This is a genomic window from Ihubacter massiliensis (assembly GCF_024125305.1).
In the GTDB taxonomy this organism is placed as follows: Bacteria; Bacillota; Clostridia; order Peptostreptococcales; family Anaerovoracaceae; genus Hominibacterium; species Hominibacterium faecale.
The window spans coordinates 448930-461498 of record NZ_JAMXVH010000001.1 but is presented as its reverse complement, the minus strand read 5'-3'; the positions used below and the strand labels follow the sequence as shown (position 1 = coordinate 461498).

Annotated in this window: 11 protein-coding genes; 1 reads left to right on the top strand and 10 read right to left on the bottom strand. The window is 47.2% G+C overall.

Features of this window, described 5'->3' with window-relative positions; all coding sequences use genetic code 11:
* Positions 1 to 13: 13 nt before the first annotated feature.
* The 4 genes from NIA71_RS02100 to speB form a co-directional block, all read right to left on the bottom strand.
* Positions 14 to 751 carry an RsmE family RNA methyltransferase gene (locus NIA71_RS02100; RefSeq protein ID WP_253019587.1) on the bottom strand — a complete coding sequence of 246 codons (738 nt, stop codon included), beginning with the start codon at positions 749 to 751 and terminating at the stop codon, positions 14 to 16.
* A gap of 3 nt (positions 752 to 754) precedes the next feature.
* Entirely contained in the window at positions 755 to 1723 is a 969-nt protein-coding gene (gene prmA, locus NIA71_RS02095; protein WP_148394792.1) for a 50S ribosomal protein L11 methyltransferase, read from the bottom strand.
* A 177-nt stretch (positions 1724 to 1900) separates the two neighbouring features.
* A complete protein-coding gene (locus NIA71_RS02090) occupies positions 1901 to 3295 on the bottom strand; it encodes an MATE family efflux transporter (RefSeq protein ID WP_227755063.1) in 1395 nt (464 codons plus the stop codon).
* Between the two features lie 27 nt (positions 3296 to 3322).
* Positions 3323 to 4222: an agmatinase gene (gene speB, locus NIA71_RS02085; protein WP_253019586.1), complete on the bottom strand. Its 900-nt coding sequence runs from the start codon at positions 4220 to 4222 to the stop codon at positions 3323 to 3325.
* A 78-nt stretch (positions 4223 to 4300) separates the two neighbouring features.
* Here speB and NIA71_RS02080 point away from each other — a divergent pair, with 78 nt between their 5' ends.
* A complete protein-coding gene (locus NIA71_RS02080) occupies positions 4301 to 5125 on the top strand; it encodes a MerR family transcriptional regulator (RefSeq protein WP_253019585.1) in 825 nt (274 codons plus the stop codon).
* Here NIA71_RS02080 and NIA71_RS02075 read toward each other — a convergent pair whose 3' ends face one another.
* The 6 genes from NIA71_RS02075 to NIA71_RS02050 all read right to left on the bottom strand — a co-directional run bounded on the left by NIA71_RS02075 (position 5126) and on the right by NIA71_RS02050 (position 12500).
* Positions 5126 to 6577, bottom strand: a complete 1452-nt coding sequence (locus NIA71_RS02075; RefSeq protein WP_253019584.1) for an MFS transporter — start codon at positions 6575 to 6577, stop codon at positions 5126 to 5128.
* Positions 6578 to 6732: 155 nt separating this feature from the next.
* Positions 6733 to 7881: a molecular chaperone DnaJ gene (dnaJ, locus tag NIA71_RS02070; RefSeq protein WP_148394781.1), complete on the bottom strand. Its 1149-nt coding sequence runs from the start codon at positions 7879 to 7881 to the stop codon at positions 6733 to 6735.
* Positions 7882 to 7955: 74 nt separating this feature from the next.
* A complete protein-coding gene (dnaK, locus tag NIA71_RS02065) occupies positions 7956 to 9833 on the bottom strand; it encodes a molecular chaperone DnaK (protein ID WP_253019583.1) in 1878 nt (625 codons plus the stop codon).
* Positions 9834 to 9896: 63 nt separating this feature from the next.
* A complete protein-coding gene (gene grpE, locus NIA71_RS02060; protein WP_148394777.1) occupies positions 9897 to 10478 on the bottom strand; it encodes a nucleotide exchange factor GrpE in 582 nt (193 codons plus the stop codon).
* Entirely contained in the window at positions 10468 to 11514 is a 1047-nt protein-coding gene (gene hrcA, locus NIA71_RS02055; protein ID WP_148394775.1) for a heat-inducible transcriptional repressor HrcA, read from the bottom strand. The genes grpE and hrcA overlap by 11 nt, the downstream gene beginning before the upstream one ends.
* A gap of 350 nt (positions 11515 to 11864) precedes the next feature.
* On the bottom strand, positions 11865 to 12500 hold the full coding sequence (locus tag NIA71_RS02050) for an AAA family ATPase (protein WP_148394773.1): 636 nt from the start codon (positions 12498 to 12500) through the stop codon (positions 11865 to 11867).
* Positions 12501 to 12569 lie beyond the last annotated feature (69 nt).

Genomic DNA, 12569 nt, shown 5'->3' with positions numbered 1-12569 from the left:
ACCTTTCCCTCCTCTATAGCTCCAATTCGTACATAATCATGGACAACGCCGCAGGGCCGGCTGTTTCCGTTCTTAAAATCGTTCTTCCCAATGTGACGCAGTCGGCTTCCAACGCTTTCAAGCGTTGAGCTTCTGTATCAGAAAATCCGCCCTCCGGCCCGATGATAAGGGCGAGATTTTTTGGCTTTTCGGCCAGTCCCCGCAAGCTTTCCTTTATCGTTCTTCCTGTTTCATTTTCATAGGGAAAGAGCACCAGGTCGAAATCCCTGAGGTGCTCTGTCATTTGTTGAAATCCAATGGCCTGCCCGATCTGGGGAACGATGCCTCTGCGGCATTGCTTGACCGCTTCTGCCGAGACCTTCTGCCACCTCTGACGCTTCTTGTCAAAGTTGCCCTTATCCGCCACAACCGTCCGTTCCGTAAAGACCGGTACAATGGAATAGACGCCCAGCTCTACGCATTTTTGAACCACAGTCTCCATTTTGGATTGTTTGGGTATACCTTGAAACAAGGTCACTTGCACCTGCGGTTCTCTGGCAAACTTCTGTTTATCGAGAATTCTTGCCTCCACACAAGTATCCTCGATAGAGACGATTTCCGCTTCGTATTCCCACTGGGTCGAATCGGACACTTCGATTCGGTCTCCTGCAGAAAGGCGCAGGACTTTCGTTATATGACGGATGTCATCTTTGGAAACAATCTGAATGGTCCCTTCTCCCACATCGGAGGCATCGACAAAAAACCTGCTCATCGGCTACGCCTTCCGGGCTGCGACGGCGCACCATTCTCCCTTTTCCTGTGTTTCCAAAATTTCAAATCCAGCTTGCACGATGGCCTCTTCAACGACAGCTTTTTTCTCGGTCAGAATACCGGAGGAAATGAACACCCCGCCGTCGCTTAAATGATCAAAGGCGGCCTGGGACAGCTCAATGATCAGCGGAGCGATGAGATTGGCCGCGATCAGATCCGTCTTCTGATCCACGTCCTTTGTCAGATCGCCGATCTTCACCGTAACTTTATCGTCTACGTGATTGGCTTTTACATTTTCTTCAGCTGTACGTGCTGCGTCGGGATCAATTTCCACGCCCAGAATGGGGCCGCTTCCCAGCTTGGCTGCCGCGATGGAAAGAATTCCCGAACCGCATCCGATATCCATCAGGCTCTGCCCTTCTTTTAAATATTTTTCGATCAGGCCCAGACACAAGCCAGTCGTTTCATGGGTGCCGGTCCCAAAGGCCATTCCCGGATCAATCTCAATGATCAGTTCCTCGGGGGATGCCTGGTAATCCTCCCAGGTCGGCTTTACCACCAGCTTTTCCGTGACTTTTGCCGGCTTAAAATACGCTTTCCATTTATCCTTCCAGTCCTCGTCGTCCACCAGCACATCCTCTGCGTACAACCTGCCCAGATTGGCGTCCCAGCCGAAGACTCCTTCCATCTCCTTGCTCTTGAGCATCATGACCGCGATCTTCAGCTCCTGGACCTTTTCACGGCCTTCGTCGGTATCTTCAAAATAAACGGAGACGACCGGCTCCTGGTCCTGTCCTTGGAGAACCGACTTGTCGATATAGTCCCATTCATATTCTTTCTTCTTGCTCAACAGGTCTTCGATGTCAGCGGGATTCTCCACAACTGCGCCAGTTATGCCCTTTTCCATCAACATGGCTGTCAGAGGCTCGATCCCCTGCTGGCTGGTATAAATCTTTACTTTGATGTACTTCATATTACCCTCTCTTCTATTTTCATATTATCTTTTCTATTATACGACAAAGTTTGCTGTCAGGCAAGGTGCTGCGTTTGCTCGAATTAATCAATCGGGTCTAAAAAAGGACTGCTGCATGAAGCAAATCATTTCATACAGCAGTCCCTATTTTCAACAAACGCTTTAACAGCCGTCCGCCTATTCAACCGTCTTCGCCTTGATGCCTGCAGACGATAACAACTCGCTTCCGTCTCCCCGGTACAGCAGATCATAATGATATTTGTCTTTATATTTCTTAAACATAAAGAGCGCCAGACCGGTAGTGGTAATTTCCGCAAAGGCCAGCGTCATCCATACTCCATGGAGACCGAAGAGCCACGACAGCCCAACAGCGCCGATGATGACCATAATCAGCGCCCGGCTGAAAGAGATCAGCGCTGAAATCTGTCCGTTTCCATAAGCAGTAAAGAACCCTGACGCAAAGATATTGACACCGGTAAGAAGGAATGCCGCCGATAAGTAGCGGACTCCTGTTTCCGCCATCTCATAGACCGGCGTTCCCTTCGGTTCAAAGGCCTGGGCTATGAGGGGAGCAAAGATAAAGCATAATACGGCAATAGCTGCTGATGATACTAGGATAAATACTCTCGAATACTTGAGGAAGATATTGACCTTCACATATTCTTTGGCACCATAGTAATAGCTGATCAGCGGAGCCACTCCTGTGATATATCCCAAATGAGCCGATATGAGCAGGTAGTGGGAATTGAGTACGATACTCAATGCCGCTACGCCGTCCTCTCCAGCCAGGCGGATCACAATCATATTGAATACAAAAGTCGTGATTCCTGCAGATGCCTCTGAAACCATCTCCGATGAACCGTTGAGCATGGAATGGGCGATGTAGCGTCCATCCCATTTAGGCTTGACGATCTTCAGTTTAGTATCTCTGACCACAAAATAGGCAGCGCCTAAAAGCATAACCGTAACCAGACCCGCCAAGGTTGCCCATGCGGCGCCCTGAATGCCCCAATTTAAAACCACAATAAACACATAGTCCAGTGCCAGATGAACAATACCGCCGGACAAATACAAGGCCAGCGTAAAGCCGGGCCTGCCGTCAACACGGATAAAATATTCAAAAAGTACGCCCAAAAACGCTGCCGGGGCTCCCAGGATCAAAATGCGAATGTAGCCGCTGCACATATCCCATAGTCGGTCAGTGGCCCCCAGAAAACTAATCAACTGATCGATAAACAGATATCCGATCGCAATCATAGCCGCGCCGATCACCGCCGAGACAATACAGATCAATGTAAATTTTTCGTTGGCTTCCCGCTGCTTGCCTTCGCCCATCTTGATGGCGACAATGGCGCTGGAGCCAGCGGCCAGCATGACCGATACACCCCAGACCAGCCCTTGAACCGGGTAGACGATGGACATGGCTGCCAAGGCGTCGGAACCCACGAAATTGGCTACAAAAATACTGTCAATGATATAGTAAAGGCCTATGACAATGAGCATGATCACAGACGGCGTTACAAACTTGACAAACGTCGATAGCTTTACTTCTTTATCAAATAAATGTTCCATAATAAATTCACACCTCTTCCTTGATATCTACTCAGATGCTTTGGCGAGCACCTCATGTATAATTCGAAGCGCTGCCCAGGATGTCACGTCATTTACATCCAAGGGAGGAGCAACTTCTACCAAATCCATCGCTTTCACAGGCGCCTGCCTGATCAGCCGCTTAAAAATCTCAATCAACTCTCTGCTGGACAGCCCGCCGGCCACCGGCGTACCCGTCCCCGGCGCAAAGGCCGGATCCAGGACATCAATGTCCAAAGTCAGATAGATCCCATCGTAATCTGTATATTTACGGATCAATTCTTTCGCTACGTTTACGGCGCCCTTTTCGTACACATCGACAGCCCGGTAGGTTGTAATCCCAGGATGCTGTTTCATCAATTCCAGTTCTTGTATTTCTGCCACTCGAATGCCCACAAAGCAGAGATCCCCGCCGCCGCAGACATCTTCCAAAGCCCGGGCTTCCGTGCAGGCATGGGACCATTTATGTTCGTCGTAAGATGGACACAAATCATAATGGGCGTCAAAATGGATGATACCGATCTTTTTGCCCTGGTTGTGCCTGGCGAAGGCCTTTTGCAGAGGTATGGTCACGGAATGATCTCCGCCGATAAACAGTGGAAAAGCCCCTGTTTCCATGACAGTAAGCGCGCTCTCCTCCACCTGGGAAAAATAGCTCTCCCAATCCAGCTGAAAATGGAGATCGCCGAAATCATACAGGATGCCTTCTTTAATTTCCTTAAAGTCTTCCGTGGTATCGGACAAGTCCACCGACAGCGATCGGATCCTTTCCGGCGCCTTAGCAGCGCCTTTATTCAGACTCACCGCATTATCAAATGGAATTCCCATAATGCAGACTTTTGCCTGACTTTTATCCTCAGCAGCCCATCTGAGCCACGATGCTTCTTCAAAATTGGTATAATCAAACATGCTAAAACCTCATTTCTTTTCTACTCAAAATATGATAAAGTATATGGTAGCCATATAGTCAATAGGAGGAACAAAAAAATGGAAAAAAATCTAAAGGATTATTTTACCACCGGCGAATTCGCCAGACTCTGTAATGTAAAAAAGCAGACGTTATTCCATTATGATGATATTGGCATTCTTTGTCCGGAGCTTGTGGGCGATAATGGCTATCGCTATTATTCCTATATGCAGCTGGAAGTTTTCTACACCATCTCCATGCTCAAAGAGCTGGGAATGCCTCTATCCGACATCAAAAAATATTTGGATCACCGCAGCCCAAGAGCCTTTATTGACCTATTGGAAAAACAGCAGCTGGAGGTTGAAGAAAAAATTCAGGACCTTCTATGGCTCAAGCGTTTTATTAACACCAAGCTGGACATTACCAGGGAAGGATTAACTGTGCCGATCAACAAAATTTTTCTAGAAACGCGGCCTGAGGAATATCTGATTGCCACCGAGTATGTGGGCGCTGACGTAGACAAGGATATCGCTGCCGCGGTTACAGAGCATCTCAACTTCTGCCACAGCCTGGATATCTACAGTGCATACGCCATCGGCGGCATGATTCCCATCCAGTGCATCGTCCCCGGCCAGAGCTATATCTATTCCCATTTTTATACCCGCACCGATTGTTCGAATTCGGGTGAGGTAGTTGTCTGCCCGGCGGGCGATTTCGCTGTCTGCTGTGATAATAAAGGCTATGATAACGTAGAAACCATTTGCGCCCGCCTGCTGCAATATGCAGACGATTGCGGATATCGGCCGGGGACGCATATCTATGAAGATCTTTTGTTGGATGAAATGTCCGCTAACGGATATGACAATTACACGGTAAAGTTATCTCTACCTCTTTACAAAGCATGATCAGATCAATTTTTTAAAGGGTTCAAGATCAATATCTTCGCCCTTTTGACGGCGTCCCAAAGCTTCCAAAACCTCATTGTATACCGTCTTGGTGATCGGGTATTTTATGACCATAATGATTGACAGCACCATGAAAAACGCTGGGATCACGGTAAAGGATAAGTGCATCCAAACAAGTGTCAGATCCGATTGAGCCTCGGCTTCACCGTTGAATCCGGCAAATTGAAGAATCAGGCCCAAAATCTGCATACCAGCCGCATTGGCCAAAGACTCTGACAAAGATTGGAGTGAAATCACCAGCCCGGCGCGTTCTTTTCCGTTGGCCAATTGATCCACTTCACAGACATCATAGATCATAGCCGGCACCAGCTGCCAGTAGCAAATGCTCCCCACGCAATATGCCAGGGAAAAGAGGCAGAGCATGATCATGGAAGAAACGCCGGTAATGCCGAACAAGGCCATGATGAGGGCGCAGAACCCCATACCGAAAATAAACATGGTTCGTTTATCAAAGTATTGATTGACCCGCAGAATAACCGGCACAAACACCACAGAAGCAAAGGTCATAACGGCCAGGATAAAGGTAATTCCCGCCGCGGAAAGTCCCATATTATAAGTGAAGAAATACATTCTGTCGGCGCAGAAAATGGCGTAAGCGATCAAGTAAAAAACACTGGTGCCAACAATAAAACGAACGGAGCGCAGCTTTAGAATCTGTCCATAGTTTCGCACCATATCCCAGGCCATGCGCAAAAGTTCCTTTGGTTTTACCTTATTCCTCTTCTTCTCCGGCAGCGTGCCGGCAGCTTTTTTCTGAGCGTATTCCTTCTCATATCGGTCTTTGATCCCTGCCGCTCCGATTAAAATCGTCAGAGCTGAACAAACTCCGCAGAACACAGCCATCAGCTGCCAGCTCTGGGTCGAACTTTTACCCTGATTCAAAAGGAAATCAACGATAATGTTGGGAAGAATCATACCGATGGCCATACCAAGGGTATTAAAAAAATAGGTATATCCCCGCAAAACCGTCCGTTCATCGTAATCCTGGGTCAATTCCGCTCCCCAAGCCAAATAGGGAACAAAGAAGGTCGAAAACGAGGTCCAAAAAAGCAGTATGGCAATTCCATAATAGAGTACGCGGACAATTTCACTAGCATTGATGGTCGTGAATAAAAGGCCTGTCAATACCGCCAGTGGAAAGGCTGCAATCAGAAGATAAGGCTTTCTCTTTCCGAATCTGGTATAGGTATTATCGGAAAGATAACCAACGATAGCACCGCAGATCGTTTCCCACACTGAGCCGATGGCTGCAAGCGTTCCTGCAATACCGGGGCTGATACCGACCACTGTGCTCAGAAAAAACAGCAAAAATGTTCCTGCTAGACTATAAAGCGCCGAATCTCCCACACCGGCAAGGCCATATGCAATTTTGGTTTTCAGATTTAATTTCATTTTGACACTTCCTTTTATAAAGTCAACAAGTTTATTATAAACGATCCGGTTACCATATAGTCAATAGTTGTTTCAAAATTGCAAAAATTACAACAATAATATCAAGTAAAAGAGACTGGGCAACAAATGCACCCAGTCTCTTTTATATAATCTTTTTAACTGAAGAACTCCTTCATGGAGTCTAAAAATCCGCTTTTCCTTTTATAGCAATCGTTCTTCACTTCTTTTGCCATGTTCTGAATCGCTTTCTTCTGCTTGCCGCTCAGTTTGGTTGGAACCTCCAAAATCACTCTTACATACAGATCACCTTTTCTACTTGAGCGTACGGATTTTACGCCTTTTCCTTTCAGCCTGAACACGGTATTCGGTTGTGTTCCCGCCGGAACTTTATAGGACACCTTGCCCTCTAAGGTTGGGACGGTAATATCGTCTCCAAGAGCCGCTTGATCGAAAGTGATGGGAATTTCCAGCCACAGATCCTGGCCTTTTCGTTCAAATAGTTTATGCGGCCTTACGGTCAATACAACATACAAATCTCCGTTGGGGCCGCCGTTGCTGCCCGGTTCGCCCTGTCCTTTGATGGATATGACCGAATCGTTGTCAACGCCGGCTGGAATATCCACAGAAATGGTGACAGACTTTCTCACTTTCCCAGTTCCGCCGCAGTCGCCGCACGGATGCTCGTTGATCTGTCCGGTACCTCCGCAGTCCGGGCATGGGGATGAGCTCTGGAATGTACCAAACGGTGTTCTCTGTGTCGTATGAACCTCTCCGGTTCCTCCGCACTTGCCGCAGGTCTTTTTTGAAGTACCGGGCTGTGCACCGGTGCCACTGCAGGTCTCGCACTCCACATATTTATTAATCTGTATTTCTTTCTTTGTACCAAAAGCAGCTTCTTCGAAGGTAATGGTCATCGCTTTCTGCAGGTCATTACCTTTTATGGGGCCGTTTCTCCGCCTCTGTCGGGAGCCGCCTCCGCCGAACATACCTCCGAACATATCGAAGATATCCTCAAAGCCGCCCGCGCCAAAGCCTCCAAAACCGCCGCCCGCACCGCCGAATCCGGCATTGGGATCTACTCCTGCATGTCCGAAACGGTCGTACTTGCTTTTCTTTTCAGGATCGGATAAAACGCTGTATGCTTCATTGACTTGTTTGAACTGTTCTTCGGCTTTTTTGTCCCCGGGATTTTTGTCCGGATGATATTTCATGGCCATCTTTCGGAAGGCTTTTTTGATTTCATCATCGCTGGCGCCCTTTTGCAGTCCAAGGACTTCGTAGTAATCTCTCTTATTCTCTGCCATAGCCTTTTCCTCACTTTAAGTATTATACTCGGGCAGAGCACTCCCTGTAAAAGGAGTGCTCTGTCAGAGTTGGATTAGTTGTCTTTCTTGTCCTCATCCACTACTTCATAGTCAGCGTCTACTACGTTGTCTCCTGCAGGGCCGCTTTCTGCGCCGCCGCCTGCCTGGCCGCCCATGTTGGGGTCAAATCCCGCGCCGCCTGCTCCGCCGTTTTGCTGTGCCTGCTGGTACATCTTAGCTGAAATAGCGTGGAACTGTTCAGTAAGTTTTTCCGTTTTATCCTTGATCTCGTCGATGTTGGTGCCCTCAAGCGCCTTGGACAGATCGTCCTTAGCTGCGTTTACTGCATTTTTTTCTTCTTCTGACAGACTTCCTTCGATTTCTTTCAGGTTCTTTTCTGTCTCATATACCAGCGTTTCTGCCTGGTTGCGAACTTCAACTTCTTCTTTTCTCTTCTTGTCTTCTTCCGCGTACTGTTCAGCCTCTTTTACCTTAGACTGAATTTCATCGTCGGACAGTTTTGTGGAAGAAGTGATGGTAATGCTCTGTTCTTTGCCGGTACCCATATCCTTTGCGTGTACATTTACGATTCCGTTGGCATCGATGTCGAAGGTAACCTCGATCTGAGGTACTCCGCGGGGAGCCGGAGGAATACCGGTCAGCTGGAAGCGTCCCAATGTGGTGTTTCCGGCCGCCATTTCACGTTCCCCCTGCATGACGTGGATATCGACAGCTGTCTGATTATCCGCCGCTGTGGAGAAGATCTGGCTCTTCTTGGTGGGGATCGTTGTATTTCTTTCAATCAGCTTGGTCGCTACGCCGCCCAATGTTTCGATGGAAAGGGACAGCGGAGTTACGTCCAGCAGCAGTACGTCATTTACTTCACCGGTCAGTACGCCTGCCTGAATAGCAGCGCCGATGGCTACGCATTCATCCGGGTTAATTCCCTTGAACGGGTCTTTTCCTGTCACTTTCTTAACTGCTTCCTGTACAGCCGGGATTCTGGTGGAACCGCCGACCAGGATTACTTTGGAAATATCACTGTTGTTAACACCGGCATCGTTCATAGCTTTCTGCATTGGTTCGATGGTCTTCTGAACCAGATCGGCGGTCAGCTGTTCGAACTTGGCCCTTGTCAGGTCCATGTTCATGTGCAGCGGTCCGTCCTGATTTACAGTGATGAACGGCAGGTTGATATTGGTGGTCTGCGCGCTGGACAATTCTTTCTTCGCTTTTTCAGCAGCTTCTTTCAATCTCTGCAGCGCCATCTTGTCATTTCTCAAATCAATGCCATTTTCTTTCGCAAATGTATCTGCCAGATAATTGAGCACGGCTTCGTCAAAGTCATCGCCGCCAAGTTTGTTATTTCCGTTTGTAGCCAGTACTTCGAATACGCCGTCGCCCAGCTCCAGAATGGAAACGTCGAATGTGCCGCCGCCCAGGTCATATACCAGGATTTTATGCTGCGCTTCATCTTTATCAAGACCGTATGCTAAGGAAGCAGCCGTCGGCTCGTTAATAATTCTCTTTACATCAAGTCCGGCGATCTTACCTGCATCTTTCGTAGCCTGCTTCTGGCTGTCAGTAAAGTAAGCGGGAACTGTGATGACGGCTTCTGTTACTGTACCGCCCAGATAACTTTCCGCATCCGCCTTCAGTTTGCTCAGAATCATTGCGGAAATATCCTGCGGTGTGTATTTTTTACCGTCAATTTCTACGTTGTGGTCAGTACCCATGTATCGCTTGATTGAAGCAATGGTTCTGTCCGGGTTGGTGATGGCCTGTCTTTTGGCGGTTTCACCGATCAATCTTTCACCGTTCTTGGCAAAGCCAACTACGGATGGAGTGGTTCTGTTTCCTTCTGCGTTGGCAATTACGACAGGTTCTCCCCCTTCTAATACTGCTACGCACGAGTTTGTTGTACCTAAGTCTATACCTATTACTTTTCCCATGTTAATCTCTCCTTTTATATTGTATTTCTCATGTATTTAAATTTTTAAACATTAACCTTTTAATCAGCTGGCCACCTTCACCATGGACGGGCGGATGACTTTGCCGTTGAGCGTATAACCTTTCTGCATGACGCCGGAAACTTTACCACTTTCATATTCATCGGTTTCTTCATTCATCACCGCATTGTGGAAGTTAGGGTCAAACTCTTCTCCAAGGGCAGGTATTTCTTTCAGCCCTGCCTTTTCAAGCACATCGAAAAGCTGTTTGAAAATCATTTCCATACCTTCTTTAAAGCTTGCGTCATCGGCATTATGCTCCAGCGCCCGCTCAAAGTTGTCGAGGACGGCCAGAAGTTCAATCGCCAGTTTTTCATTGGCATAGGAATAGATATCGCTTTTTTCCTTTTCTACCCGTTTTTTGTAGTTCTGGAAATCAGCCATCAACCTCATATAGCGGGAACCTTCGTCCTCCTCAGGTTCCTTGCATTCTTCCTGTTTCTCCGCTTCCTCGCCTTCCTGGGATTGGTTTTCTTCCTTTTTTGCTTCGTCATCGCAGGACGCTTCAGCTTCCTTTGTTTGCTGCTCCTTTTTTTCTTCGGCTATTTCTTCAGCCATTTCGCGTTCTTTTTGCTCGTTAGTCGTCATCCTTACCTCCTCCTGACAGTTTAAACGTATTGCTTATATTCTCCGTCAAATATTCAACGACCGAAGTAATTTGCCCGTATCGCATCCGCGTGGGCCCGATCACGCCGATCTTGCCGGCCAGCTTTCCATCCACATGATAAGTGGCGGTAATCAGGCTGCAATCCTGCATGATGTCTTCGGCATTCTCTTTTCCAATGGTTATGATTACACCGTTCTCCCGGTTGATCAATGTCTTTGTAAAGTCCTCTTTTTTATTGAGCATTTCCAGAAACATTTTTGCTTTATCCAAGTCATTGTACTCAGGAATGGAAAAGATGTTGGTCAGTCCATCCATGTACAAGTTGACGTTGAGCATATCTTCCAGGGTCTTGATGAAGTTAGGTACGACCTTCCTTGCCAAAGTGCTCATGGCTTCGATATCCGTCTCAAAGCTTTCGATAATATCTAAGGTAAGTACTTCGCTGATGGTCTTGCCTCGGTAATTATAAGTCATGGTCTTGGCTAAAAGCTCCAGACCATCCTCTGTATAAGGTACCTTCAGCTTGAGGGCTGTGTTAGATACCTTACCGCTGTGGGAAACGATCATCAGAACAACGGTATGTTCGTCTACCGGCAGCAGGTTAATGTATTTTAATGTATCTTCATCCGGCGACGGTGTCAGGGCGAACGACGTTAAATTGGTAATATCCGATAAAATTTTCGCTGCGTGCTGTACCGTTTTTTCAAGTTCCGTCACGTTTTCATAAAGCTTGCTTGCAATGGCATTTTTTTCATCTTCGCTCAATTCATATTTTTTCATCATATCGTTTACATAAAGACGATATGCCAGCTCAGAGGGAACACGACCTGCTGATGTGTGGGGATGAGTCAGATATCCCATCTCTTCCAGATCAGCCATTTCATTTCGAATCGTTGCCGGGCTTATCCCCAAGTCGAACTTTTTGGAAAGTGTTCTGGAACCGATCGGCTCTGCTGTTCTAATGAAGTCGCTGATAATAGCCTGTAATATTTTCAGTTTCCTTTCACTTAAATCCATGATAGCCCCTCCTGTTAGCACTCTTTATAAGTGAGTGCTAATTACAGTTTAAATTTACCACTCTTATGTAGTATTGTCAACACTCTTTTAAAAAATTTCTTGAAATTTTTTCTTTGGGTTTTCCCGAAAATTAAATGGGCTGACCCGATTTCCCATCGGCCGGGATTCGAGGCGAAAATTGAGGACGCACGGGCTGAACATGCACAAGTTTGATGTAAACTGATAAAGTAACACCGGCGGCACTCCGCAAAAAGGGGACTGCCTCATGCGGCAGTCCCTTGCCTGGTGTAATATTTCATGTCCATAAATCCTGCCGGGCCGCAAGCCCGGCCCGTCCTTTGACGGTAGTATTAAAGTCTGTTTTTCAGTTCGGGAAATCTGGTGCAAATGTAGTTTACTGCGATTTCTTTCACTTGCTCATCACTCAGTTTTCCGGTGTCGATGCACAAATCGTATCCGGTCAGATCCAGCCATTTCCTTCCGGTATACGTATTGTAATACCGCGCTCTTGCCTTATCGGCCTTTTCGATCATTTTCAGTGATTTTTCGTGGGAAAAATCCAGGGTGTTTTCCAGCCGCTCCAATCTTTCATCCTCGTCAGCATGGAGAAAAAAGCTTACATGCTTCTTATAGCCGCGGAACAAATCAGATCCGCACCGTCCCACAATTACGCAAGGCCCTTCATCTGCCGACTGACGGATCAGCTCCGATTCAATCTGATAGAGATTTGCCCCCGTCGGTACCAGCCATGCATCTGTCATATAGGGCAAATTGTAAATGCTGGACTGGAACAGAGACTTTCCTACCCGGTACTCCTGTTCATCTAGATTTTCAAGATCCTCTTGTGGAATGTTCAGCTCCTCAGCTGCCTTTTTCAGCAGCTCTTTATCAATGTAGCTGAATCCAAAATACTCTGCGATAGCTTTTCCAAGAACCGAGCCTCCGCTGCCAACCTGTCTGCCGATGGTAATAACATAATTATTCATGATTCCACCCCACTTTCCAAACAGTGCTTTTTCTTTATTTTACTCCTTTATTTTCCATTCGTCAAAGGC

Coding starts and splice junctions, on each gene's coding strand:
- NIA71_RS02080 (WP_253019585.1), top strand. CDS start 4,301: ATGGAAAAAAATCTAAAGGATTATTTTACCACCGGCGAATTCGCCAGA.
- NIA71_RS02100 (WP_253019587.1), bottom strand. CDS start 751: ATGAGCAGGTTTTTTGTCGATGCCTCCGATGTGGGAGAAGGGACCATT.
- hrcA (WP_148394775.1), bottom strand. CDS start 11,514: ATGGATTTAAGTGAAAGGAAACTGAAAATATTACAGGCTATTATCAGC.
- speB (WP_253019586.1), bottom strand. CDS start 4,222: ATGTTTGATTATACCAATTTTGAAGAAGCATCGTGGCTCAGATGGGCT.
- prmA (WP_148394792.1), bottom strand. CDS start 1,723: ATGAAGTACATCAAAGTAAAGATTTATACCAGCCAGCAGGGGATCGAG.
- grpE (WP_148394777.1), bottom strand. CDS start 10,478: ATGACGACTAACGAGCAAAAAGAACGCGAAATGGCTGAAGAAATAGCC.
- dnaJ (WP_148394781.1), bottom strand. CDS start 7,881: ATGGCAGAGAATAAGAGAGATTACTACGAAGTCCTTGGACTGCAAAAG.
- NIA71_RS02075 (WP_253019584.1), bottom strand. CDS start 6,577: ATGAAATTAAATCTGAAAACCAAAATTGCATATGGCCTTGCCGGTGTG.
- NIA71_RS02050 (WP_148394773.1), bottom strand. CDS start 12,500: ATGAATAATTATGTTATTACCATCGGCAGACAGGTTGGCAGCGGAGGC.
- NIA71_RS02090 (WP_227755063.1), bottom strand. CDS start 3,295: ATGGAACATTTATTTGATAAAGAAGTAAAGCTATCGACGTTTGTCAAG.
- dnaK (WP_253019583.1), bottom strand. CDS start 9,833: ATGGGAAAAGTAATAGGTATAGACTTAGGTACAACAAACTCGTGCGTA.